At 58.8% G+C, this 23963-nt stretch carries 19 protein-coding genes and 3 tRNA genes; 5 read left to right on the top strand and 17 right to left on the bottom strand.

What is annotated here, in order from left to right; genetic code table 11:
- Nucleotides 1-15 precede the first annotated feature (15 nt).
- The 11 genes from rpoB to I6G90_RS17365 all read right to left on the bottom strand — a co-directional run bounded on the left by rpoB (nt 16) and on the right by I6G90_RS17365 (nt 9386).
- Entirely contained in the window at nt 16-4044 is a 4029-nt protein-coding gene (rpoB, locus tag I6G90_RS17415) for a DNA-directed RNA polymerase subunit beta (RefSeq protein ID WP_075112886.1), read from the bottom strand.
- A gap of 224 nt (nt 4045-4268) precedes the next feature.
- Nucleotides 4269-4631, bottom strand: a complete 363-nt coding sequence (rplL, locus tag I6G90_RS17410) for a 50S ribosomal protein L7/L12 (protein ID WP_033135318.1) — start codon at nt 4629-4631, stop codon at nt 4269-4271.
- Between the two features lie 51 nt (nt 4632-4682).
- On the bottom strand, nt 4683-5183 hold the full coding sequence (gene rplJ / locus I6G90_RS17405) for a 50S ribosomal protein L10 (RefSeq protein WP_033135317.1): 501 nt from the start codon (nt 5181-5183) through the stop codon (nt 4683-4685).
- Nucleotides 5184-5439: 256 nt separating this feature from the next.
- Nucleotides 5440-6141: a 50S ribosomal protein L1 gene (gene rplA, locus I6G90_RS17400; RefSeq protein WP_042058253.1), complete on the bottom strand. Its 702-nt coding sequence runs from the start codon at nt 6139-6141 to the stop codon at nt 5440-5442.
- A 4-nt stretch (nt 6142-6145) separates the two neighbouring features.
- Complete coding sequence (gene rplK, locus I6G90_RS17395; RefSeq protein WP_026456244.1) at nt 6146-6574, bottom strand: 50S ribosomal protein L11; 429 nt, start codon at nt 6572-6574, stop codon at nt 6146-6148.
- Between the two features lie 134 nt (nt 6575-6708).
- Nucleotides 6709-7260 carry a transcription termination/antitermination protein NusG gene (gene nusG, locus I6G90_RS17390; RefSeq protein ID WP_042058251.1) on the bottom strand — a complete coding sequence of 184 codons (552 nt, stop codon included), beginning with the start codon at nt 7258-7260 and terminating at the stop codon, nt 6709-6711.
- A gap of 9 nt (nt 7261-7269) precedes the next feature.
- Nucleotides 7270-7641, bottom strand: a complete 372-nt coding sequence (gene secE, locus I6G90_RS17385; protein WP_005306322.1) for a preprotein translocase subunit SecE — start codon at nt 7639-7641, stop codon at nt 7270-7272.
- Between the two features lie 60 nt (nt 7642-7701).
- Nucleotides 7702-7778, bottom strand: a tRNA-Trp gene (locus tag I6G90_RS17380).
- Between the two features lie 53 nt (nt 7779-7831).
- Nucleotides 7832-9016, bottom strand: a complete 1185-nt coding sequence (tuf, locus tag I6G90_RS17375) for an elongation factor Tu (RefSeq protein ID WP_042657281.1) — start codon at nt 9014-9016, stop codon at nt 7832-7834.
- Nucleotides 9017-9188: 172 nt separating this feature from the next.
- Nucleotides 9189-9263 (bottom strand) — tRNA-Gly (locus I6G90_RS17370).
- Between the two features lie 38 nt (nt 9264-9301).
- Nucleotides 9302-9386 (bottom strand) — tRNA-Tyr (locus I6G90_RS17365).
- A 263-nt stretch (nt 9387-9649) separates the two neighbouring features.
- Between I6G90_RS17365 and coaA the strand changes: the two genes are divergently transcribed.
- Nucleotides 9650-10588: a type I pantothenate kinase gene (gene coaA / locus I6G90_RS17360; protein WP_042063823.1), complete on the top strand. Its 939-nt coding sequence runs from the start codon at nt 9650-9652 to the stop codon at nt 10586-10588.
- An 80-nt stretch (nt 10589-10668) separates the two neighbouring features.
- Here the strand turns inward: coaA and birA are convergent, their stop codons facing one another.
- Both birA and murB read right to left on the bottom strand, forming a co-directional pair.
- A complete protein-coding gene (gene birA, locus I6G90_RS17355; protein WP_197928489.1) occupies nt 10669-11634 on the bottom strand; it encodes a bifunctional biotin--[acetyl-CoA-carboxylase] ligase/biotin operon repressor BirA in 966 nt (321 codons plus the stop codon).
- Nucleotides 11631-12668, bottom strand: coding sequence for a UDP-N-acetylmuramate dehydrogenase (gene murB / locus I6G90_RS17350; protein WP_159158029.1), 1038 nt, complete (start codon nt 12666-12668; stop codon nt 11631-11633). Before murB ends, birA begins: the two co-directional genes overlap by 4 nt.
- A gap of 127 nt (nt 12669-12795) precedes the next feature.
- Here murB and I6G90_RS17345 point away from each other — a divergent pair, with 127 nt between their 5' ends.
- Nucleotides 12796-13449: a potassium channel family protein gene (locus I6G90_RS17345; protein ID WP_042657286.1), complete on the top strand. Its 654-nt coding sequence runs from the start codon at nt 12796-12798 to the stop codon at nt 13447-13449.
- Nucleotides 13446-14801: a TrkH family potassium uptake protein gene (locus I6G90_RS17340; RefSeq protein WP_075114208.1), complete on the top strand. Its 1356-nt coding sequence runs from the start codon at nt 13446-13448 to the stop codon at nt 14799-14801. The genes I6G90_RS17345 and I6G90_RS17340 overlap by 4 nt, the downstream gene beginning before the upstream one ends.
- A gap of 114 nt (nt 14802-14915) precedes the next feature.
- Here the strand turns inward: I6G90_RS17340 and I6G90_RS17335 are convergent, their stop codons facing one another.
- The 3 genes from I6G90_RS17335 to I6G90_RS17325 all read right to left on the bottom strand — a co-directional run bounded on the left by I6G90_RS17335 (nt 14916) and on the right by I6G90_RS17325 (nt 19480).
- Nucleotides 14916-16892 (bottom strand): DNA topoisomerase III, encoded by a 1977-nt coding sequence (locus tag I6G90_RS17335; protein ID WP_197928487.1) that lies wholly within the window; start codon nt 16890-16892, stop codon nt 14916-14918.
- Nucleotides 16893-16959: 67 nt separating this feature from the next.
- Nucleotides 16960-17457, bottom strand: a complete 498-nt coding sequence (locus I6G90_RS17330; protein WP_197928485.1) for a response regulator — start codon at nt 17455-17457, stop codon at nt 16960-16962.
- A 55-nt stretch (nt 17458-17512) separates the two neighbouring features.
- Nucleotides 17513-19480 carry an ATP-binding protein gene (locus tag I6G90_RS17325; protein ID WP_197928483.1) on the bottom strand — a complete coding sequence of 656 codons (1968 nt, stop codon included), beginning with the start codon at nt 19478-19480 and terminating at the stop codon, nt 17513-17515.
- Nucleotides 19481-19757: 277 nt separating this feature from the next.
- Here I6G90_RS17325 and I6G90_RS17320 point away from each other — a divergent pair, with 277 nt between their 5' ends.
- Both I6G90_RS17320 and torA read left to right on the top strand, forming a co-directional pair.
- On the top strand, nt 19758-20888 hold the full coding sequence (locus tag I6G90_RS17320; protein WP_197928482.1) for a NapC/NirT family cytochrome c: 1131 nt from the start codon (nt 19758-19760) through the stop codon (nt 20886-20888).
- Between the two features lie 23 nt (nt 20889-20911).
- Complete coding sequence (torA, locus tag I6G90_RS17315) at nt 20912-23392, top strand: trimethylamine-N-oxide reductase TorA (RefSeq protein WP_197928481.1); 2481 nt, start codon at nt 20912-20914, stop codon at nt 23390-23392.
- An 85-nt stretch (nt 23393-23477) separates the two neighbouring features.
- Here the strand turns inward: torA and I6G90_RS17310 are convergent, their stop codons facing one another.
- Nucleotides 23478-23939: a hypothetical protein gene (locus I6G90_RS17310; protein WP_033135304.1), complete on the bottom strand. Its 462-nt coding sequence runs from the start codon at nt 23937-23939 to the stop codon at nt 23478-23480.
- Between the last annotated feature and the right edge of the window lie 24 nt (nt 23940-23963).

Below are 23963 nucleotides of genomic sequence, written 5' to 3'. Positions count from 1 at the left end.
AATAAGAGCGAGCTCTTACTCTTCGTCCAGCTCGATGTTGATACCCAGAGAGCGGATTTCCTTCAGCAATACGTTGAAGGATTCGGGCATGCCCGGCTCCATACGGTGGTCGCCATCCACGATGTTCTTATACATCTTGGTACGGCCATTCACATCGTCAGACTTGACGGTCAGCATTTCCTGCAGGGTATATGCCGCACCGTAAGCCTCCAGGGCCCACACTTCCATCTCACCGAAACGCTGACCACCGAACTGCGCCTTACCACCCAGCGGCTGCTGGGTAACCAGGCTGTAAGAACCGGTAGAACGCGCGTGCATCTTGTCGTCGACCAAGTGGTTCAGCTTGAGCATGTACATGTAACCAACGGTTACTTTACGCTCGAAGCGGTTACCGGTACGGCCATCGAACAGATCAATCTGACCGGATTCCGGCAGATCGGCCAGCTTCAGCAGGGCTTTGATTTCGCGCTCTTTGGCACCATCAAACACTGGAGTAGCGACCGGCAGACCCTTACGCAGGTTACCCACCAGGATACGTACGTCGTCGTCAGACAGTTCGGCGATGTTCACTTGCTGGGTGTCCTTCTCGCCCAGGTCATAGACCTGTTGCAGGAAGTTGCGCATCTCGTGCAGCTCGCGCTGCTCTTTGACCATGCGATCGATCTTCTCGCCGATACCCTTGGCCGCAAGGCCCAGGTGCACTTCGAGGATCTGACCGATGTTCATACGGGATGGTACGCCCAACGGGTTCAGTACGATGTCGACCGGACGGCCGAACTCGTCATGGGGCATATCCTCGACCGGACAGATCTTGGAGATAACACCCTTGTTACCGTGACGGCCCGCCATCTTGTCACCCGGCTGGATGCGACGCTTGACTGCCAGATAAACCTTGACGATTTTCAGTACGCCCGGCGCCAGATCATCACCCTGGATAATCTTGCGACGCTTGTTCTCGAATTTCTTGTCGAACTCGGCTTTCAGCTCAACGTGCTGTTCAGCGATCTGTTCCAGTTCGGTCTGCTTGCCTTCGTCTTCGATGGCCAGTTCAAACCACTTGGAGCGATCGAGCTTGTTCAGACGATCTTCGCTGTAACCGGCGGCCAGCAGCAGGTTGCGGGAGCGGCCGAAAATGCCGTCTTCCAGGATCTTGAACTCTTCGGTCAAGTCCTTCTTCGCTTCCTTCAACTGCATCTCTTCGATTTCTTTGGCACGCTTGTCTTTTTCCACGCCATCGCGGGTAAAGACTTGCACGTCAACCACGGTACCGTACACACCGTTCGGTACACGCAGGGAGGAGTCCTTCACGTCGGAGGCCTTCTCACCGAAGATGGCGCGCAGCAGCTTCTCTTCCGGCGTCAGCTGGGTTTCACCTTTCGGGGTTACCTTACCGACCAGAATGTCGCCGCCCTTCACTTCGGCACCCACGTAGACGATACCGGACTCGTCCAGCTTGGACAGAGCGGCTTCACCCACGTTCGGGATGTCAGCAGTGATCTCTTCCGGACCCAGCTTGGTGTCACGGGAGATACAGGCCAGTTCCTGGATATGGATGGTGGTCAGGCGATCTTCCTGAACAACACGCTCGTTCACCAGGATCGAGTCTTCAAAGTTGTAACCGTTCCACGGCATGAACGCGACGCGCATGTTCTGACCCAGCGCCAGTTCACCCAGATCGGTGGACGGGCCGTCAGCCAGTACGTCGCCAGCCATGACCGGCTCACCCAACATCACGCAAGGACGCTGGTTGATACAGGTGTTCTGGTTGGAACGGGTGTATTTGGTCAGGTTGTAGATGTCGATACCGGCTTCGCCTGGCATCAGCTCATCTTCATTGACCTTCAGGACGATACGGGAGGCATCGACATAGTCGATTACGCCACCACGCTTGGCCACTACGGTTACACCGGAGTCAACGGCCACAGCACGTTCCATACCGGTACCTACCAGCGGCTTGTCAGCACGCAGAGTCGGTACAGCCTGACGTTGCATGTTTGAACCCATCAATGCGCGGTTCGCGTCATCGTGTTCCAGGAACGGGATCAGAGCAGCTGCCACAGATACGATCTGCTGCGGGCTCACGTCCATATACTGGATCTGGTCGGCGTTCATAAAGGTGGATTCACCTTTGTGACGGCACGGGATCAATTCATCTTTCAGACGGCCATCTTCGGTGGTCGCGGCGTTAGCCTGTGCGATCACGTACTTGCCTTCTTCAATAGCAGACAGGTAGTCCACTTCGTCGGTGATCACACCGTCAATGACCTTGCGGTACGGGGTCTCGAGGAAACCGTACTCGTTGGTACGAGAGTACACGGACAGCGAGTTGATCAGACCGATGTTCGGACCTTCAGGAGTCTCGATAGGGCACAGACGACCGTAGTGAGTCGGGTGTACGTCTCGGACTTCAAAGCCGGCACGCTCACGCGTCAAACCGCCCGGGCCCAGCGCGGAGATACGACGCTTGTGGGTCACTTCGGAGAGCGGGTTGTTCTGGTCCATAAACTGGGACAGCTGGCTGGAACCAAAGAACTCTTTGACTGCGGCGGAGATCGGCTTGGCGTTGATCAGATCCTGCGGCATCAGGGTGTCCAGGTCGCCCAGGGAGAGACGCTCCTTGACCGCACGCTCGACACGCACCAGACCGACGCGGAACTGGTTCTCGGCCATTTCACCGACAGAACGGATACGACGGTTACCCAAGTGGTCGATATCGTCCACTTCGTCGTTGCCGTTACGGATGTCGATCAGGCGCTTCATGACTTCAACGATGTCGTCTTTGGTCAGTACGCCAGCGCCAGTCTCGTCTTCACGACCCAGACGGCGGTTGAACTTCATCCGACCTACGGTAGACAGGTCGTAACGCTCGGCGGAGAAGAACAGGTTTTCGAACAGCTGTTCTGCAGCTTCGCGAGTAGGCGGCTCGCCCGGACGCATCATGCGATAGATCTCGACCAGCGCTTCCAAACGGTTGGAGCTGGAGTCGACACGCAGGGTCTCGGACATGTAGGCACCGTGATCCAGTTCGTTGGTGAACAGAACCTCGAAGTGCTTGAAGCCGGCTTGGGACAGGTTGGCGATCGCTTCCAGGCTCAGTGCCTGGTTGGCGGTCACGACCATCTCGCCAGTTTGCGGATGTGCGTAGTCCTTGGCAGCAACTTTGCCAACAACATACTCAACCGGTACCTCAATCTGGGTAACGGCATCTTTTTCCAACTGACGGATGTGACGCGCAGTCACACGACGACCGGTCTCAACCACCACGGCGCCATTGGCCACGATGTCAAAGGTCGCAGTTTCACCACGCAGACGCTCCGGCACCAGATCCATCATCAACTTGCCATCTTTTACTTCAAAACCGATGGTCTCGAAGAAGGTGGCCAGGATCTGTTCGGAAGTGAAGTCCAGAGCGCGCAGAATAATGGATGCTGGCAGTTTGCGACGACGGTCGATACGGACAAACAGGTTGTCTTTTGCATCGAACTCGAAGTCCAGCCAGGAGCCACGGTAGGGGATAACGCGAGCGTTATACAGTACCTTACCGGATGAATGAGTTTTGCCTTTATCGTGGTCGAAGAAGACGCCCGGGCTGCGATGCAGCTGGGAGACGATAACCCGCTCGGTACCATTGATAACAAAGGTGCCGTTCTCGGTCATGAGCGGAATTTCGCCCATGTATACTTCTTGTTCCTTGATGTCTTTGACGGTGCCGGCAGCTGCTTCACGATCGTACAGAACCATACGAAGCTTGACACGCAGCGGCGCGGAGTAGGTCACTCCACGGATCTGGCATTCTTTTACGTCAAATACCGGCTCACCCAGGCGATAGCTGACATACTGAAGCTCAGCACTACCGGAGTAACTGGTGATCGGGAAAACGCTACGGAAAGCGGCCTCTAGGCCATATTCACCTTCCGGGTCAGCCTCGATGAACTGCTTGAAGGAGTCCAGCTGAATGGACAACAGATAAGGCGTGTCCAGTACCTGGTCTCGCTTACCGAAGTCCTTACGAATGCGTTTTTTTTCGGTATAAGAGTAAACCATAGGGTTCCTCAGCTCGCTGATAAGTGACCCACTCTGTCCCGCAGGACAGCTCTGTCTCAACACCGTTTTGTGTTGGCCCGGACGAATGGAAACAGTCCGGATTGCTGGTGCACCGAGAGTCGTAAACGGTGTGAAATGCTCTCAGTCTACAGCGCAAAAAGGCTGGTGAACAAATATTCACCAGCCCTAGCCTGTTTTATCAGGCTAATCTACATAAATGCAGATTATTTGATCTCAACAGAAGCACCAGCTTCTTCAAGCTGCTTCTTCAGAGCTTCAGCTTCGTCCTTGGACACGCCTTCTTTCAGGTTAGCCGGGGCAGCTTCAACCAGATCTTTGGCTTCTTTCAGGCCCAGACCGGTAGCGCCACGAACGGCTTTGATGACGGCAACTTTGTTGGCGCCAGCAGCGGTCAGAACTACGTCGAACTCGGTTTTCTCTTCTACTGCTTCAGCAGCCGGACCGGCAGCAACAGCAACAGCGGCAGAAACACCGAACTTCTCTTCCATAGCTTCGATCAGCTCAACAACTTCCATTACAGACATGGAAGCAACGGCTTCGATGATTTGGTCTTTAGTGATAGACATGACAAAAATTCCTGATGTTGAATAAACTCAAACAGCCTAGATAGGCGAGAATCAAGCAGCAGCTTGCTTCTGATCACGCACAGCAGCGATGGTACGAACCAGCTTGCCAGCAGAGGCTTCTTTCATAGTAGCCATCAACTTCGCAATCGCTTCGTCGTAGGTCGGCAGCGTGGCCAGACGATCAATTTGTGCTGCGGCGATAAACTCACCGTTAAAAGCGCCAGCCTTGATTTCGAACTTTTGGTTCGCTTTGGCAAACTCTTTGAACAGACGAGCGGCAGCGCCCGGGTGTTCGTTAGAGAAAGCAATCAAGGTAGGACCGGTAAATGCGTTGTTCAGGCACTCGAATTCGGTACCTTCAACTGCACGACGCAGCAGGGTGTTACGCACAACGCGCATGTACACACCAGCTTCGCGAGCGGTTTTACGCAGGACGGTCATCTTATCTACAGTCACACCGCGAGAATCGGCTACAACTGCAGACAGAGCGCCTTTGGCAGCTTCGTTGACTTCAGCAACAATTGCCTTTTTGTCTTCGAGTCCCAATGCCATTGGCTTAACTCCTGGATTGAATCCGGGTCTATTGACCCAGTACAGACACATCCCCCCTACCTTTACAACAGAGGGGAACGATGCGGTAGCAGGATTCCAGAAGAGAAAGAAACTTTCTCGCTGGGTTTCCGGCACCGTCTACGCAGGAAACATTAAGGCTTTGCAGCCTCCTGCGGTCTTGGACGGAGGTCGAAACCCCCAACCAATCAAGGCGCAAAATTATAGATTAAATTTTGCGCCTTGTAAAACCCATCAATTAGGCCTGAGCTTCCAGAGAAGCTTGGTCTACGGCAACACCGGCACCCATGGTGGTGGAGATGCTGACTTTCTTGATGAAGATACCTTTGGCGGAAGAGGGTTTGCCTTTTTTCAGGGCAACCAGCAGAGCTTCCAAGTTTTCTTTCAGCTGAACTTCGTCGAAAGAAACCTTACCCAGAGTGGTATGGATGATACCATTCTTGTCGTTACGGTAACGAACCTGACCGGCTTTGGCGTTCTTGACCGCTTCAGCAACGTTAGGAGTTACAGTACCGACTTTCGGGTTCGGCATCAGGCCGCGCGGGCCCAGGATTTGACCCAGTTGACCAACAACGCGCATTGCATCCGGGGATGCGATAACGACGTCGAAGTTCATCTCGCCTTTCTTAACCAGATCGGCCAGGTCATCCATACCTACCAGGTCAGCACCGGCAGCTTTAGCTGCTTCGGCGTTGGCACCTTGAGTAAATACGGCAACGCGTACATCACGACCGGTACCGTGCGGCAGTACAGTAGCACCACGTACGTTTTGGTCAGATTTACGAGCGTCGATACCCAGGTTGACAGCAACGTCAACGCTTTCAACGAACTTGGCGGTAGCCAGTTCTTTCAGCAGGGCAATGGCTTCGTTGATGGAGTACTCTTTGGTACCGTCAACTTTTTCGCGAATAACGCGCATACGCTTGGAAAGTTTAGCCATTGTCTTAATCCTCCACTACCAGACCCATGGAACGAGCGGAGCCTGCGATGCAACGTACTTTTGCATCCAGATCGGCACCGGTCATATCCGGTTCTTTGGTCTTGGCGATTTCTTGCAGCTGGGCTACGGTCACCTTACCAACCTTGTCTTTGTTCGGCTTGGCAGAACCAGACTTGATACCAGCAGCTTTCTTCAGCAGGAAGGAAGCAGGCGGAGTCTTGGTTTCGAAGGTGAAGGAACGGTCACTGTAAACGGTGATCACGACCGGAGTCGGTGAACCTTTTTCCAGCTTCTCTGTACGAGCGTTGAACGCCTTACAGAATTCCATGATGTTCACACCGTGTTGACCCAGTGCAGGACCAACGGGAGGAGACGGGTTGGCTGCACCAGCAGCAACCTGCAGCTTGATATAAGCTGTGACTTTCTTAGCCATTAGGAAATTACCTCAAAAATGGGTTCTAGCGCCTCGGAGACTTGCTCCTGCAAACGGCTCCCCAACTAATAAAGGGGCAGCGAATTATAGAGATAATCGCTGCCCCTGACAACCGTTAAACGTACAGAATTCAATCAGCCCTTTTCGACCTGACCAAAATCCAGTTCAACAGGAGTAGAGCGACCGAAGATCAGTACAGAGACCTTCACGCGGCTCTTCTCATAATCGACCTCTTCAACGGTACCGTTGAAGTCGGCAAACGGACCATCGGCAACCCGCACCATTTCACCCGGTTCAAACAGGGTTTTCGGACGCGGCTTGTCGTGGGCATCCTGCAGACGGTTCAGGATGGCATCGGCCTCTTTGTCGGAGATCGGTGCCGGACGGTCGGAAGTACCGCCGATGAAGCCCATTACGCGCGGTACGTTACGCACCAAGTGCCACGTGGTTTCATCCATCATCATCTGAACCAGGACATAACCCGGGAAAAACTTGCGCTCACTCTTGCGCTTCTGGCCAGCACGCATCTCGACCACTTCTTCGGTCGGGACCAGTACTTCACCGAACATGTCTTCCATGCCATGCATCTTGATATGTTCGCGCAGGGACTTGGCTACACGGCCTTCGTAGCCGGAAAAAGCCTGCACGACATACCATCTCATACGTTGTTCACGTTGTTCAGTCATGGCTTATCCTTACACACCGGTAATCAGGTTGACCAACCAGACCAAGGCACCGTCCAGAACGAACAGCAGCAGCCCCATCACGGCGGTCACCGCCAGCACAATCAGGGTTGTCTGAATGGCTTCCTGACGGGTCGGCCATACGACCTTGCGGACTTCCAGGCGAGACTCACGGGCAAATGCCAGTGTTGCCTTTCCCTTGGTGGTTTGCAGGGCTACTGCACCGGCAGCAGCAATGACAACGACCACACCCAGGGCGCGGACGGCAGCGACAACATCGTTGAGCAGGTAATTACCCACTACAGCGGCCGCCAGGATAATGAAAACCAGGCCCCAAAGCAGGGTATCCTTGCTTCCGCCCTGGCTCTCAGAACTAACACTCATACAACCCACCTGTATCTGACGTAACCAAAGACACAAAAGCCCCGTACGAGACGAGGTATATGGCAGGGGCGGCAGGACTCGAACCCGCAACCATCGGTTTTGGAGACCGCTGTTCTACCAATTCGAACTACGCCCCTACACAAGAAAGCCCCTATTATAGGGGCTTTGCTTTATTTATGTAAGCCAAAGATTAAGCGATTACGCTGGCTACAACACCGGCACCTACGGTACGGCCACCTTCACGGATAGCGAAACGCAGGCCGTCGTCCATCGCGATCGGAGCAATCAGGGTAACAACCATTTTGATGTTGTCGCCTGGCATTACCATTTCAACGCCTTCCGGCAGTTCGATGGTACCGGTCACGTCGGTAGTACGGAAGTAGAACTGCGGACGGTAGCCTTTGAAGAACGGGGTATGACGACCACCTTCTTCTTTGGACAGTACGTACACTTCAGATTCAAACTTGGTGTGCGGCTTGATTGAACCCGGCTTGGCCAGGACCTGACCACGCTCTACGTCTTCACGCTTCACGCCACGCAGCAGTGCGCCGATGTTCTCGCCTGCACGACCTTCGTCCAGCAGCTTACGGAACATTTCAACACCGGTACAGGTGGTAGAAACGGTATCTTTGATACCAACGATTTCTACAGTCTCACCTACTTTAACGATACCGCGCTCTACACGACCGGTAACTACGGTACCACGGCCAGCGATAGAGAATACGTCTTCGATAGGCATCAGGAACGGCAGGTCAATTGCGCGCTCCGGCTCCGGGATGTAGGTATCCAGGTGGTGAGCCAGCTCGATGATCTTCTCTTCCCATGCAGCGTCGCCTTCCAGCGCTTTCAGCGCGGAACCACGTACTACCGGCAGGTCATCACCCGGGAAGTCATATTCGGTCAGCAGTTCACGAACTTCCATCTCGACCAGTTCGAGCAGCTCTTCGTCATCAACCATGTCACACTTGTTCATGAACACGATCATGTACGGGATACCAACCTGACGACCCAGCAGGATGTGCTCACGAGTCTGCGGCATCGGGCCGTCAGTCGCTGCTACTACCAAGATCGCGCCGTCCATCTGGGCAGCACCGGTGATCATGTTTTTAACGTAGTCGGCGTGACCCGGGCAATCTACGTGGGCGTAGTGACGGGTAGCGGTGTCGTATTCTACGTGGGAGGTGTTGATGGTGATACCACGCTCACGCTCTTCCGGTGCCTTGTCGATCTGGTCGAAGGCGAAAGCTTTACCACCGAAGTGCTTGGCCAGCACGTTGGTGATAGCTGCAGTCAGGGTGGTTTTACCGTGGTCAACGTGGCCGATGGTACCCACGTTAACGTGCGGTTTATTACGCTCAAATTTTTCTTTAGACATGATCGTCCCTCTAAACTAACGCTGAGTACGCGGTGGCAAGCTAACCACAGAACAGTTTATATGATGGATTTGAATCTGGTGGGGAAGAGAGGCTGGTGCTGACAGGCAGATTCGACTGCCGACCTCACCCGAGGGTGTAGCTCTTGGTATCGCTTGAGCCATATCAGCATCTTGGAGCGGGCAGCGGGAATCGAACCCGCATCATCAGCTTGGAAGGCTGAGGTAATAGCCATTATACGATGCCCGCATTTCTCTAACCCAAAGAACTCAAACCGCAGAGAAATATGGTGGAGGGAGAAGGATTCGAACCTTCGAAGGCAGAGCCGTCAGATTTACAGTCTGATCCCTTTGGCCGCTCGGGAACCCCTCCAGACGCCAGATTGTCACAACGGTAATTCTGCTTGCACCCGTTGTTTTTATCGCTTTTGCACGGCAAATAGACGACAGACAGTCAAGCGTCGCGCATTTTATTGTAAGGTTTTGGGGGATGCAACCATTGAACCCGGCAAAATATGCTTTATTGCCGGGAAGTTTGCAAAAAAGCGGGGGCAAACAAGCCAATCCTGCTGCGTCCCTTGTCGCCCCCCCCCCCTTGGTGTATGGTCGCCGTGCCCAAGAAACAGTGATGACACCATGACGACAGAGCATAACCCCTATCTGCAATTCACCCGCGATCAATGGGCGTTATTGCGCGATTCGGTCCCCCTGACCCTGACCGAACACGATCTGCAGACCCTGCGCGGGATCAACGAGAAGGTGTCATTGCGGGAAGTGGAAGAGATCTACCTGCCCCTCTCCCGCCTGCTCAATCTCTATGTCAAAGCCAAGCAGCGTCGCAGCCGGGTACTGGAGCAGTTCCTCGGTCAGTCCCGCGGCAAGGGCACCTATATCATCAGCATTGCCGGCAGCGTGGCGGGGGGTAAAAGCACCACGGCCCGTATTCTGCAGGCGCTGCTGGAGCGCTGGCCGGAGCACCCTAGGGTGGAGCTGGTCACCACCGACGGCTTCCTCTATCCCAACAAGGTACTGGAAGAGCGCGGCCTGATGCGTCGCAAGGGGTTCCCGGAATCCTACGACATCCGTCATCTGGTGGAGTTTGTCGCCAATATCCGCGCCGGTCACGAGAAGGTCGAAGCGCCGGTCTACTCCCACCTCATCTACGACATCATTCCCGATGAGAAGAAGGTGGTGGAGCAGCCGGACATCCTGATCCTGGAAGGACTCAATGTGCTGCAAAGCGGCATGGACTACCCCCAGGAGCCCCATCGGGTCTTCGTGTCGGACTTCGTCGACTTCTCCATCTATGTGGATGCCGATGCCGAACTGCTGCGCACCTGGTATATCGAACGCTTCCTCAAGTTCAGAAGCGGTGCCTTCTCGGATCCCGACTCCTACTTCCATAACTACGCCAAGCTGGCGGAGAGTGAGGCGACCCGGATCGCCAGCAATATCTGGCAAGATATCAACTATCTGAATTTGCAGGAAAATATCCTGCCAACTCGTGAGCGTGCCAACCTGATCATGACCAAGGGCCATGAGCACGCCATCGAGCAGATCAAGCTGCGCAAATGATGACAGCAGTTGCCGGATAACGAAGAGGGGGCCCGCAGGCCCCCTCTTCTATTTGGCATCATCAGCGGCCTTGCTGGCCCTCAGTCACCCCGGCGCAGGGATAGCTCGCCCCCCAGATAGAATTTGACCCCTTCGCCCGTCTCCAGGCGCAGGGCGCCGCGATCGTCGATGCCACGGGCGATGCCGCGGATCTCCTGATCTCCCATCAACAGACGCACCGGGCGACCGGCAAAGTGATCGAGCCGGTTCCAGTCATCGACAAAGCTTGCCAACCCCTGCTGCTCAAAGGTGCGCAGCGCCTGTTGCAGATGGACGATCATCCGGGCCGCCAGCTGATTGCGATCCACCAGTTCCGGATTGATGTGGCGCAGCTCGGCCCAGGCCTGATCGATCTTCTCCCCTTCGCGGGCAGGCATCGCCAGATTGAGACCGATGCCGATCACCAGATGACAGCTGGCGCCAGCGCTACCGCTCATCTCCACCAATATCCCCGCCAGCTTGCGGCCCTGATAGTAGAGGTCGTTCGGCCACTTGAGCTCGACGCCCTGATAGCCAAGGGATTCCAGCGCCTCGACTACAGCCACACCCACCGCCAGGCTCAGCCCCATGGCTGCAGCCATGCCTTGTTCGAGTCGCCAGTACATGCTGAGGATCAGCTGGCAACCGAACGGCGAAATCCAGGGTTTGCCACGGCGACCGCGCCCGGCGGTCTGGCACTCGGCCAGACAACTCTCGCCGGAGCGCAGATCATTGACCCGATCCAGCAGGTGCTGATTGGTCGAGCCAATGACCGGAAAACAGTGCACCGGCGCCATCGGAGCCAGCGCTTGCAAGGTGGCCTGATCATAAAGCGCCATCGGCACCGCCAGCCGATAGCCCTTGCCGGTCAGGCTAAAGAGATCCAACCCCAGCTCCTTGAGCGCCGCCATGTGTTTGCTTACCGCAGCCCGGCTGATGCCGAGCTGCTCGCCCAGCTGTTCGCCGGAGTGAAACTGGCCGTCGCTGAGCAGGGTGATCAGGGTCTGTCTGATGGGAGTCAACGTCATGAGAGCACCTCGTCGAGCCAGGTTTCACCGTGCGCGCCCATAAAGCGCACCTCATGCTCCAGCACCACGCCAAACGTCTGCTCCACGCTGTCACGGACATGAGCCGCCAGTGCGATCAGCTCCATGGCACTGGCGCCCCCCAGATTGACCAGTACCAGCGCCTGCTCCTGATGGACGGCGGCGCGGCCGATGGCGAAACCTTTCAGACCGCACTGATCGATGAGCCAGCCCGCAGCCAGCTTGGCCTGCCCTTCTCCGGCCGGATAGCAGGGCATCTGCGGGTAGCGCACCTTGAGCGACTCCGCCAGCGCGGCAGGCACCACCGGATTTTTGAAGAAGCTACCGGCATTGCCGAGCACGGCGGGATCCGGCAGTTTGGCCATGCGGGTGGCACAGACGGTATCGAAGATGACCTGCGCCGAAGGCGCGTCACCGAGCGCCGCCAGTGGGCCATAGCCCAGCACCGGTTGCCACGCCTTGGGCAGTTTGAGCCCGACGGCAGTGATCAGGTGGGAATCCTGATACTCGTGTTTGAAGATGCTGTCGCGATAACCGAAGCGGCACTCTGCCGCCGCGATCCGTTCAATCTCGCCACTCTGCCAGTTGAACGCCTCGACATAGGCGCAGAAGTCGGCCAGCTCAACGCCATAGGCACCGATGTTCTGCACCGGCGCTGCACCGACCGTACCGGGAATGAGCGCCAGATTCTCCAGCCCGAACCAGCCCTGTTGCAAGGTATGGCGCACCAGCTGATGCCAATCTTCACCGGCCGCCACATGGAGCAACCAGTGATCGCCACCATCTTCAGCGGTAATCCCCTTGAGCCGGTTGAGCACCACCAGACCGAGAAAATCGGTGGTGAAGAGCATGTTGCTGCCGCCGCCCAGATTGAGGCGAGGCAACTGGTTGAGCTGTGGATCGGCACGCAGGGTCGCCAGATCGGCAACCTGCTCCACCTCGGCCAGCCAGAGGCAATAAGCATCGAGGGCAAGGGTGTTGAGCTTCAACAAGGAGGCGTTGGCATTCAGTTTCATCGGTCTATCCCGGCTTGGTGCAAGGGCGCAGTCTACCTCAAGTTACCCCCTGACGAAAAACTCGGGCCCTTTTCGGGGCAATAACAGTGGTTTACAGTAGACGGCTTCAACTGTTGAGGAACAACTCATGAACAACCAGTTTGCCGTCATCGGCCTGGGCCTGTTTGGCAGCGCGCTATGTGAAGAGCTGCAACGGCAAGATGCCGAAGTGCTGGCCATCGATATCGACGAGAGCAAGACCCGCCAAATCGCCGCCCTCTGCAATCACGTCATCGTCGCTGACGCCACTGATGAGGCCACGGTCGCCGAACTGGGGCTGGCCAATTTCGATATCGTCTTCGTCGCCATCGGCGACAACCTGGAGACCAGCATCCTCACCACCCTCGTCCTGAAAGAGGCAGGCGTGAAGAAGGTGTGGGTCAAGGCGCGTGACAAGTTCCACGCCAAGATCCTGCAAAAAGTGGGCGCCGACAAGGTGATCAATCCGGAGTGGGACATGGGCCGCCGGGTCGCCCAGAGCATGCTGGACAACCGGCTGTTCGACTATCTGGAACTGGGCCACAACATGGTGCTGACCGAGTTTGTCATCGGCCTGCCGCAAAATGGCAAGGCGCTCGGGGACCTTCACCTGCTGCAGCAGAGCGATTTCCAGTTGCTCGCCATCAAGCGCGGTGAAGTGCTGCACAACGTACTGACCGGCAAGATGGAGCTGCAACTGGGCGATATCCTGATCCTCGCGGGCAACAAGCACGCCATCGACCACTGGCTCGAAACCCTATGATCAACTGGCGCAGCAGCTACGCCTTTGCGCTGCATCGGGAGCAGGACTCCCGCTGGAGCGAGGCAAGGCTGATCCTCGGCAGCTTCCTGTTCATCCTGCTGGTTGGCACCATCTTTCTGGTGCAACCCTCCAGCCACAATGGCGAGGTCACCTTCGTCAACGCCCTGTTCACCGCCACCTCGGCCATCAGCGTGACGGGGCTTGGCGTGGTGGACACCGGCAGTGCCTTCACCCTGCAGGGGCAGATTTTCCTGCTGATGCTGATGGAGATCGGCGGACTGGGCCAGATGACAATGACCCTGTTGCTGATCGCCATCTTCAGCAAACGGGTTGGTCTGCGCCAGCAGGTACTGGCCAAGGAGGCGCTGGGACAGGAGGGCTCGGTCAACATCATCCAGCTGGTCAAACGCATTGTGCTGTTCGCCTTTATTGCCCAGCTGATCGGCACCGGCATCATGGCGATCCGCTGGGTGCCCGAGATGGGTTGGGTGCACGGCCTCTATGTCAGCTTCTTCCACGCGGTCTCGGCCTTCAACAACGCCGGCTTCTCGCTGTTTGCCAACAATCTCATGGACTATAGAGACGACCCCATCATCAGCCTGACCATCGCCGGTCTGCTGATCCTGGGGGGGATCGGCTTTACCGTCATCGTCGATCTGGTGCGCAACCGCCGCTGGCGCAAGCTGAAGCTGCACAGCAAACTGATGCTGCTGATGACCCCGGCGCTGTTGCTGGCCGGTACCCTGATGTTCTGGCTGCTGGAGCACAACAACCCGGGTACCCTCGGCAAGGCCGGTATCGGTGGCCAGCTGCTGGCCGCCTTCTTCCAGTCTGCCAGTGCCCGTACCGCCGGTTTCAATACCATCGATATCGGGCTGATGACCCCGGCGGCGCTGCTGTTCCTGATGATGCTGATGTTTATCGGTGCCGGTGCGACCTCAACCGGTGGTGGTATCAAGGTGACCACCTTCGCTGTTGTGCTGCTGGCGACCAAGGCGTTTCTGACCAAACGACCCCATGTCACCGCTTTTGGCCGCACCCTGTCGCCCCAAATCGTGACCCGTTCGCTGGCCATCATCATCGTCAGCACCATGGTACTGATGCTGGCGATGTTCCTGCTGATGGTGACCGAGGATCTGCCGTTCGACAAAATCATGTTCGAGACCATCTCGGCATTTGCCACCGTTGGCCTCTCTACCGGCATCACCGCCTCCCTGAGCGAGCCGGGCAAGCTGATCCTGGTGCTGGTGATGATCTGCGGCCGTCTCGGCCCCCTCACCCTGGCCTTTATGCTGGCCCGCCCGGTCGAGACCCGCATCCGTTATCCGGAAGAGAACGTCTACACCGGCTAAGTGGAGCCAAGCCATTACCGCGATAAAAAAGAGAGAGGGGCATATGGCCCCTCTCTCTTTTCCGCTGGCGGCATTTGCACATCAGCCAAACCGCCAGCAACGCCCCTCAAACGGTCAGGCAGCCTTGCTTCTGGCTGTGCGCTTGCCCGTGCTTTTGCGAGGAGCGGCACCAGCGCCGCTGGCCGCCGGACTCTTGCGTTTGGCAAAGCGCCGCTTGCTGGCACCCGGCGCCTCCTTCGGCAGGGCGCTGAAGCTGGCGCCAGAGTCCTGCCGCGCCCCCTCGATCAAGCCGTTGAGCTGTTCGGTGAGCGGCCCCATAAACTGCTGATAGCTGCCGTGGCGCTCGGCGATCTGGCCTAGGCTCTGCTCCCACAGCGCCGTCATATCCGGCGTAGTGGCGGTGGCGGGCAGCGCCTGCACCAGCGCCCGCCCGGTCGGGGTCGCCTTGATGCTCTTGCCCTGACGCACCAGAAAGCGGCGCTTGAACAGCAGGTCGATGATACCGGCCCGGGTCGCCTCGGTGCCGAGGCCGTCGGTATCGCGCAGAGTTTTGCGGATCTCGGGATCCTGCACATAGCGGGCGATGCCGGTCATGGCCGCCAGCAGGGTGGCATCGGTGAACGACTTGGGCGGCTGGGTCATCTTCTCCAGCAGTTCGCCCCGCTCGCACAACAGTTGCTCACCCTCCTTCAGCGCGGGTAGCGTGCCCGCCTTCTCTTCGTCGTCATCCTCCTCCACTCCGAGCAGCGCCTTCCAGCCCGCTTTCAGAATGCGGCGCGCCTTGGCCTGAAACAGGCCACCGGCGATGCGCAGCAGCACCTTGCTGTCGTTGTATTCGAACGGGGGATAGAACTGCAGCAGGTACTGGCGGGCAATCAGGCCATAGAGCTTCGCCTCGTCGGCCCCCAACGTGGCGGGGTTGCCCTGCTTCTCGGTGGGGATGATGGCGTGGTGGGCATCCACCTTGCTGTCGTTCCATGCCTTGCTGCGGATCTTGCCGTCTGCCTCGGCGACTGCCTTGGCCAGCGCAGGCGCTGTGGCGGCGATGGCGCCGCGCACCTGCTCGGCCCGCTTGAAGTGGTCGGTCGGCAGATAGCGGCTGTCGGAGCGCGGATAGGTGATGAGCTTGTGGCGCTCGTAGAGGCTCTGACAGATGTCGAGCACCTGCTTGGCATCCATGCCGAACCGCTTGGCGGCATCGATCTGCAAGCTGGAGAGGTTGTAAGGCAGTGGCGCCGCCTGCTTGCGGGCCTGCTCCTCCACCGATTCGACCTGAGCTGGTTGGCCGTTGATCCGGCTCACCACCTTGTCGGCCAGCGCCCGGTTGAGCACCCGCCCCTCCTCGTCCTGCCACGGCAGGCAGGCTTCGGACGGCAACCACTTAGCGGTGAAGCGCTCGTTACCGTCGGTCAGCAGATGGGCCAGCACCTCGTAGAAGGGTTTGGGCACGAAGGCCTCGATCTCGAGATCCCGCCGTACCACCAGCCCCAGCAGCGGAGTCTGCACCCGACCGACCGAGAGCAGCTCGCTGCAACCGGCCTTGCGCCCGAGCAGGGTGTAGGCACGGGTCATGTTAATCCCATAGAGCCAGTCGGCCCGACTGCGGGCCAGTGCGGAGACCGCCAGCGGCACGAACTCCTTGTTGTCCCGCAGCTTGTCGAGGGCGCGGCGCACCGCAGGCGGGTTGAGATCGCTGATAAGACAACGCTGCACCGGCTTGGTTTTCGGGTAGCCGAGAAAGTCGATCACCTCATCCACCAGCAGTTGCCCTTCCCGATCCGGGTCACCGGCGTTGACCACGCAGTCCGCCTGCTTGATCAGCCGCTTGATGACGGTGAGCTGGGTTTTGGTCTTGGGCTTGGCCACCAGCTGCCACTGGGCGGGGATGATGGGGAGGTGCTCCATCCGCCACTGCTTGAAGGCGGCGTCATAGGCATCGGGCTCGGCCTGCTCCAGCAGATGGCCGATGCACCAGGTGACCACATCCCCCTGGGCTGTTTCGATAAAACCGTCGCCCTTCTTGTGGGGCATGGGCAGGGCATCGGCAATGGCGCGGCCCAGCGTGGGCTTCTCGGCGATAAAGAGTCGCATCGGTGGCTACCTGCAATACTGTATATGCAGACAGTATACAACTGCCACCGCGAAAGCCCAACAGCCCCTATTCGTCGAACGGGTGATCGTGGATGGCGGCAAACAGCCGCGCCTGATTGAGCAGCGGCGCATAGTGGAAGGCATTTTCGCCATCTTCCGCCAGCAGGTAGTCGGTCAGCTGTTCGCGCACCGCCTCTTGCAGGGTCTCCAGCTTCCACGGCTTGGCAAGGTAGTAGTGCAGTCCGCCACGATTGACCGCCTCGACGGTGGCCTCCAGCCCCGCTTGCCCGGTCAACAGCAATTTGCGACTGGCACGGGTGCTGGCGCGCTGGTTCAGCTCCACCAGAAAATCGACCCCCAGGGTTCCCGGCATGATGTGGTCACAGAGGATCAGCGCCAGCTTGTTGCCGTCGCTCTCCCACTCCTCCACCACCGCTCGCGCCTCATCGACGCTCTCGGCCGCCTCCAGCTCGAAGTGGGAACGGAACGGGGCGAGATCGTGGATCACCGCATCCAGCACCTCACGCTCATCGTCCACACACAGGATCAGATAGTGTTTGTTCATTGCTCCTCCTTGGCGACATGGTTTGGCACGCCGCGCGATTGATGCTGGCGACGGCTCAGGCCGCATGCTCCTTGTTGTGATGAGGTTCGCCCCCGTAACCGGCCAGCCCCATGCCATCCAGCGGCAGACAGACCCGCATCCGGGTGTAACGACCCGACTCAGACTCCACCTCGATCCGGCCGTGGTGCTGCTGAACTATCTGCAGCGAAACGCTCAGGCCAATGCCGAGGCCGAAATGGCCCTCCCGCTTGGTGGTGAAGTTGAGATCGAAGATCCGCTGCCACAACTCGGGCTCGATGCCGCAGCCGCTATCCTCGATCTCCACCATGGCCCACTCGGGATCCAGCAATCCGGTGCGAATGGTGAGTCGCCCCGGGCCGCTCATGGCATCCAGACTGTTGGCGATCAGGTTGGTCCACACCTGTTGCAGGGCGATGGGGTGACAGCGCACCAGCGGCAGCGGTTGATACTCCTTGCAGATCTCATGGTGCTTGAGGCGGTTTTCGAAAATCATCAGGGTATCTTCCAGCCCCTCGTGCAGGTCCACCAGCGAGGGTTCGAGCCGATCCTGCCGCGCATACTGCTTGAGGCTCTTGACCAGATCGCCGATGCGACGGGCACACACCTCGATATTGCGCAGGAAGCTGCCGGTCTGCTGGAACAGCTCCAGCCGGGATAGCAGCGCCTCCCGCTCGGCGGCGGTGCGGCTGGCAAACCAGCGCTGCCAGTTCAGCTCGTCATCCAGATTCATCTGCACCGCCAGCCGCGCCTGCTGGCGATCGCCAAAGCGCCCCTCCGCCTGCCGGGTCTTGTCACGGATCTCGCCGGTCGAGACCGGCTGGGCGGTCAGCACCTGACAGAGGGTCTGGTTGCCCAGCCCCTTGATGGGAGCAGGCAGTTCGAGATTGACCAGATCGGGGATGGCGGCCCGCAGGGTCTCGCTGCCACGGATGATGGCCGCCACCGGGTTGTTCAGCTCGTGGGCGACACCGGCCACCAGCTGACCCAGCATCGCCATCTTCTCGCTCTCCACCAGCTGGGCGTGGGCGGCATCGAGGGAGTTGAGGGTCTGTTGCAGCCGCATCTCGGTACGGATGCTGTTTTGCAGGCGGCGGTTGAAGTGGCGCAGCAGCAGATTGGTAAAGGAGGGGAGCAGTTCGCTGCGCGCCTGCATCACCCGGGAGAATTGCAGCTTGTCGAGCTTGATCACCTCGGCGCCGGTCAGGGTCACCCCGGTGGTGAAGGCGGGTTCGCCGGTCACAAAGGACATGCCCCCCACCAGCGAGCCGGTGCGATAGTGCACCACCTCCTGATCGATGCCCTGCTCGTCCCGCTTGCGCAGCACCACCTCCCCCTTGGCGATAAACCAGAGGAAGCTATTGGGCTCCCCCTCGCGGGTCAGCACATGGCCCGGACTGTAGTGGCGGCAGACCCGCGCCTCGTCATTGCCATCGAAAAACTGGTAGAGGCCGTCGATCACCACCCGCGACAGCTCTTCATCGCTGCAGTGGGTGTAATCCATAAAACCCTGCCGATAGGCTGCCAACTGGCGATCGACGTGGACCCGCAGCAACTTCTGGTTGTCGAGCACGGCGGCATAGCTCAGCAGGTCAGCCTCGGGCTGGAGCAACACAAAGTGGCTGGCCTGCTCGATCACCGCCCGACGCAGGCTGCCATCGCGCCAGGGGCGTTGCAGGTAGTAGTCGAGACGACCGAGGTTGACCGCCTCGATGATCGATTTCATCTCCGGCTGGCTGCCCAACAGGATCTTGCGGCACGCCTCGTGGCGGCTGCCTAGGCGGATCAGAAAATCGGCCCCTCGCCCATCCCCCAAGTCACTGTCACACACCACCACAGCGGGCGGCTGCCCCTTACGATCCAGCTCGTCGAGGGCCAGCTCCGCCGACTCCTGCCCAACCACCACCACCAGCGCAAAATGGCCGAGCAGCGGGGCCAGCTCCTGTTCGAATTCGGTCAGCAGCTGCACGTTGGCGGCGACACACAGCAGTGAGAAAGGGCTCATCGGCGACACTCCGTTGTGGCTCACTGTTCACTATATCAACGAATCTTGTGGGGTTTTGCGAGGGGGCTAACAGCTGTCGTGGAAAGTGAATAAATTGATCAATCGACGATTAATTGAATTTAATTCCACTCAACAGTCAATATCAAAACAAAAGACAAAATGTGACAGCCATCAAAAAATATAAACCATGATGAAGGTCAACGCCTTATCCCTGTCATTACTACTACTATTGGACTAGTACTATGTAGGTAAAAATTGACCGTAGGAAAACGCCGCCATGATTGGAAAACTGATAAGAAAAACCTGGTTCTGGCTCCTGCTGCTCGGGGCCCTGCTGGGTGTCGCGGCACTGGGTGTCACCGTGACCGTGCTGCACAAGACCAGCTCCACCGAATTCTGCGTCTCCTGCCACTCCATGCAGACTCCGCTCGCCGAGTATCAGGGCAGCGTCCACTTCCAGAACACCAAGGGGATCCGCGCCGAGTGTGCCGACTGCCACATTCCGGGTGACCCCACCTCCTACCTGTGGACCAAGATGCGCGCCGTGAAGGATATCTATCACGAAGCGATCGGCACGCTCGACACGCCTGAGAAATATGAAGCCCACAAGCTGCGGATGGCCCAGTCCGTCTGGGACGAGCTGAAGGCCAACGACTCCGCCACCTGCCGCAGCTGCCACAGCTACGAGGCGATGGACATTCTGGCCCAGCGCCCCAATGCCCGCGCCGAGCACCCGGTCGCCATCAATGAAGGGCAAACCTGTATCGACTGCCACCGCGGTGTCGCCCACATCATGCCTGACATGAGCGGCCTGGCTGCCGCCGGTGCCAGCGAGCTGGCGCAGGCTGCCGCCCAGACTCCGGCCAACGTCACCACCCGCTACGCCATCGCCACCACCCCGCTGTTCCTCGATGCCGCCGCCAAGACTGACGAAGGCACCCTGATGCCCTCCACCAAGGTGGAAGTGCTGGCCAACGAAAACGGCCGAGCCAAGGTGCAGATCGAAGGCTGGCAACAGGATGGCGTGAGCGAAGTGTTCTACGCCGCACCGGGCAAACGGATCCTCAGCGTACTGGTCGGCGATGCCGCCAAGAAAGCGCTGGTCACCGGCCAGAGCGAAACCGACAGCGCCACCAACCTCACCTGGCATCAGGTCAAGCTGACCGCCTGGGTAGACCAGACCCAGCTCATCGGCGATCAGGGCAAGCTGTGGCAATACGCCTCCAACCTGATGTCCAACAACTGTACCGGCTGCCACGGCCTCACCGCGCTGGATCACTTCAATGCCAACCAGTGGATCGGCGTCATCAAGGGGATGGAGTCTCGTACCTCCCTGACCCCGGAACAGGCTCGCATGCTGACCCAGTATGTCCAGAAACATGCCAGTGACATGAGCGCGGCCCACTAAGGCTGGAACAGAGGAAAACCGTTATGACTTTTTTCAACGACAAGAAGACCAATCTGTCCCGCCGCAACCTGCTCAAGGGGCTCGGCGCCTGCGCAGCCCTGCCCCTGCTCGGCGGTATTTTTCCCAAGAGCGCGCTGGCGCAAGCCATCAGCACCGCATTGAGCCAGTTCCCGACCCTGGTGCCCGCCCAGAAGGGCATTCTGACCGGCGCCCACTGGGGTGCCTTTGAGGCGGTCGTCGAGGATGGTCGCATGGTACGCGTCCAGCCGGTGGCCGATGATCCGGCGCCGAACGATCTCATCGACATGGCGCCGTTCCAGGTGCACGCCAAGAACCGCATCAAGTACCCCATGGTACGCAAGAGCTGGCTGGAGCACGGCCCGGGCGCCAAATCGGAGCTGCGCGGCGCCGACGAGTGGGTACGGGTGAGCTGGGACAAGGCGATCGAACTGGTGGCCGGTGAAATCCAGCGCGTGCAGAGTGACTTCGGTCCGCAGGCGATCCACGCCGGTTCCTACGGCTGGAAGAGTGTCGGCATGTTCCACAACAGCCGCACCCTGCTGCACCGCCTGATGAACCTCTCCGGCGGCTTTACCGGTTATGCCGGTGACTACTCCACCGGTGCGGCCCAGGTGATCATGTCCCACGTGATGGGTTCCATCGAGGTGTACGAGCAGCAGACCGCCTGGCCCAACGTGGTGGAGAACGCCGAACTGGTGGTGCTGTGGGGAGTCAACGCTCAGGTCACCCTGAAGAACAGCTGGAACATGCCGGATCACGAGGGTCAGGCCGGTTTCATGGCGCTGAAAGAGAAAGGCACCCGCGTCATCAGCATCGATCCCATCTACAACGAGACCGCCAAGCTGGTCGGCGCCGAGTGGATTGCCCCGAACGCCTACACCGACGTGGCCATGATGCTGGGTGTGGCACACACCCTCTACAGCGAGAAGAAGCACGATCAGGCCTTCCTCGATCGCTACACCGTCGGCTTCGACAAGTTCCTCGCCTACCTGCTCGGCAAGGATGACGGTCAGCCGAAGAGCGCCGAGTGGGCGAGCAGCGTCTGCGGCGTCGATGCCAAGGTAATTCGCCAGCTGGCCCTCGACATGGCATCCAAGCGCACCATGATCATGGCCGGTTGGGGCATGCAGCGTCAGCAACACGGCGAACAACCGAACTGGATGCTGGTGACCCTGGCCTCCATGCTGGGCCAGATCGGCCTGCCAGGCGGCGGCTACGGCTTCAGCTACCACTACTCCTCCGGTGGCAGCCCCACCGCCAAGGGCGGTATTCTGGCGGGTATCTCCGCCGGCAATGCGCCGAAGAACAGCCCGGCCCCGATCCCGGTGGCCCGCATCGCCGACTGTCTCGCCAACCCGGGCAAGACCATCGACTTCAACGGCCGCAAGGTAACCTATCCGGACATCAAGCTGGTCTACGTGGCGGGCGGCAACCCCTTCCACCACCATCAGGACACCAACAACCTGCTGCAGGCGTGGCGCAAGCCGCAGACCGTGATAGTGCACGAGCCCTACTGGACCGCTACCGCCAAGCACGCCGACATCGTGCTGCCGGTCACCACCAGCTACGAGCGCAACGATCTGGAGATGGGCGGCGACTACTCCCAGCGCTATGTCTTCCCGATGCACCAGTGCGTGCCGCCCCAGCACGAGTCCCGCAGCGACTTCGATATCTTCAGCGCCATCGCCGCCAAGCTGGGTGTGCAGGAGCAGTACACCGAAGGCAAAGACGAGATGCTGTGGCTCAAGCAGATGTACGACGGCATGGCAGCGCAGGCCCGTGGTGCCCGCGTGGCACTGCCGCCGTTCAACATGTTCTGGGAGTCCAACAACTACATCCGCTTCCCGATCCCCGAGGCCAACCGCCAGTGGATCCGTCACGCCGATTTTCGCGAGAACCCGCTGCTCAACCCGCTCGGCACTCCGTCCGGCAAGATCGAGATCTTCTCCAACACGGTGGCGGGGATGGGTTATGCCGACTGCGCCGGTCATCCCAAGTGGTATGAGCCCAAAGAGTGGGTGAAGAGCGAGGTGGCAACGCGCTATCCGCTGTCGCTCAACACCTCCCATCCGACCCAGCGGCTGCACTCCCAGCTCGACAACACGCCGCTACGGGACAAGTTCGCCATCGCCGACCGCGAAGCGATCATGATCCATCCGGCCGACGCCAAGGCCCGTGGCATCGCCCAGGGGGATCTGGTGCGCGCCTTCAACGAGCGCGGCCAGATTTTGGTGGGCGCCCTGCTCTCCGAGGATGTGCGTCAGGGCGTGGTGCGGATCTGCGAAGGGGCCTGGTATGACCCGGCCAAACCGGGCGAAGCGGGCAGCATCTGCAAGAACGGCAACGTCAACTGCCTCACTTTCGACGAAGGCTCGTCCAGTCTGGCGCAGGGCAACTGCGGCCACATGGCCCAGCTGCAGATCGAGAAGTACACCGGCCCTGTGCTGGCCAACACCGCCCACGCGGTACCGGCCAACGGCTAAGGCGATTACCACCCAATAAAAACGGCGCCATCAAGGCGCCGTTTCTGTATCTGTCTGCCAAAGAGCACACATAGTCCGGACGGATTTAAAAATCCCCCTCTTCCATATACTCCTGCGCGCACTCAACTAGCTGCGGCCACAGCTCTTCCGGCACCCAGGCATCCGGGTCATCTTCATCCCCGTCGTACTGGCTCCAGAAGTAGCGGCGCAGGCCGGAGGCGAACTCATCGCTGATCTCGGCCAGCTCGGAGAGCGGCCCCAGCCAAGCGATGCGACGCAGGCCGGAGGCGAGATCGTTGATGGCATCCATCAGGGTACGATCGTCGAAGCTCTGCTCCACCAGCAGGGTGAAGCGCTCACGCGCCTGTTCGGTCTGATCTTCCTCTAGCTCGCCCACATCGGCCAGCAGGTCAACAAAATCTTCCAGAAGGAACGCGATCAGGCCATCCCTGTCTTCAAACCACTGGATCTGGGCGCCCTTGACCCCCAGCACAGAGGCATCAAACGAATCGTCAAGGTGACACAATGCCCACGGATCGTCGGTCATGCTTCTCTTCCTCAGGCTAAAACA

The organism is Aeromonas allosaccharophila (assembly GCF_016026615.1).
Classification (GTDB): domain Bacteria; phylum Pseudomonadota; class Gammaproteobacteria; order Enterobacterales; family Aeromonadaceae; genus Aeromonas; species Aeromonas allosaccharophila.
The sequence above is the reverse complement of the archived record's forward strand: the minus strand, read 5'-3'. Positions and strand labels throughout refer to the sequence as shown.

What these genes read in the sequence shown, in the direction of transcription:
- rplK (WP_026456244.1), bottom strand. Translation starts at nt 6,574, where the DNA reads ATGGCTAAGAAAGTCACAGCTTATATCAAGCTGCAGGTTGCTGCTGGT.
- murB (WP_159158029.1), bottom strand. Translation starts at nt 12,668, where the DNA reads ATGAAACTGAATGCCAACGCCTCCTTGTTGAAGCTCAACACCCTTGCC.
- rplL (WP_033135318.1), bottom strand. Translation starts at nt 4,631, where the DNA reads ATGTCTATCACTAAAGACCAAATCATCGAAGCCGTTGCTTCCATGTCT.
- secE (WP_005306322.1), bottom strand. Translation starts at nt 7,641, where the DNA reads ATGAGTGTTAGTTCTGAGAGCCAGGGCGGAAGCAAGGATACCCTGCTT.
- rplJ (WP_033135317.1), bottom strand. Translation starts at nt 5,183, where the DNA reads ATGGCATTGGGACTCGAAGACAAAAAGGCAATTGTTGCTGAAGTCAAC.
- I6G90_RS17330 (WP_197928485.1), bottom strand. Translation starts at nt 17,457, where the DNA reads ATGAACAAACACTATCTGATCCTGTGTGTGGACGATGAGCGTGAGGTG.
- I6G90_RS17340 (WP_075114208.1), top strand. Translation starts at nt 13,446, where the DNA reads ATGATCAACTGGCGCAGCAGCTACGCCTTTGCGCTGCATCGGGAGCAG.
- nusG (WP_042058251.1), bottom strand. Translation starts at nt 7,260, where the DNA reads ATGACTGAACAACGTGAACAACGTATGAGATGGTATGTCGTGCAGGCT.
- tuf (WP_042657281.1), bottom strand. Translation starts at nt 9,016, where the DNA reads ATGTCTAAAGAAAAATTTGAGCGTAATAAACCGCACGTTAACGTGGGT.
- coaA (WP_042063823.1), top strand. Translation starts at nt 9,650, where the DNA reads ATGACGACAGAGCATAACCCCTATCTGCAATTCACCCGCGATCAATGG.
- I6G90_RS17345 (WP_042657286.1), top strand. Translation starts at nt 12,796, where the DNA reads ATGAACAACCAGTTTGCCGTCATCGGCCTGGGCCTGTTTGGCAGCGCG.
- torA (WP_197928481.1), top strand. Translation starts at nt 20,912, where the DNA reads ATGACTTTTTTCAACGACAAGAAGACCAATCTGTCCCGCCGCAACCTG.
- I6G90_RS17310 (WP_033135304.1), bottom strand. Translation starts at nt 23,939, where the DNA reads ATGACCGACGATCCGTGGGCATTGTGTCACCTTGACGATTCGTTTGAT.
- I6G90_RS17320 (WP_197928482.1), top strand. Translation starts at nt 19,758, where the DNA reads ATGATTGGAAAACTGATAAGAAAAACCTGGTTCTGGCTCCTGCTGCTC.
- I6G90_RS17335 (WP_197928487.1), bottom strand. Translation starts at nt 16,892, where the DNA reads ATGCGACTCTTTATCGCCGAGAAGCCCACGCTGGGCCGCGCCATTGCC.
- I6G90_RS17325 (WP_197928483.1), bottom strand. Translation starts at nt 19,480, where the DNA reads ATGAGCCCTTTCTCACTGCTGTGTGTCGCCGCCAACGTGCAGCTGCTG.
- rpoB (WP_075112886.1), bottom strand. Translation starts at nt 4,044, where the DNA reads ATGGTTTACTCTTATACCGAAAAAAAACGCATTCGTAAGGACTTCGGT.
- rplA (WP_042058253.1), bottom strand. Translation starts at nt 6,141, where the DNA reads ATGGCTAAACTTTCCAAGCGTATGCGCGTTATTCGCGAAAAAGTTGAC.
- birA (WP_197928489.1), bottom strand. Translation starts at nt 11,634, where the DNA reads ATGACGTTGACTCCCATCAGACAGACCCTGATCACCCTGCTCAGCGAC.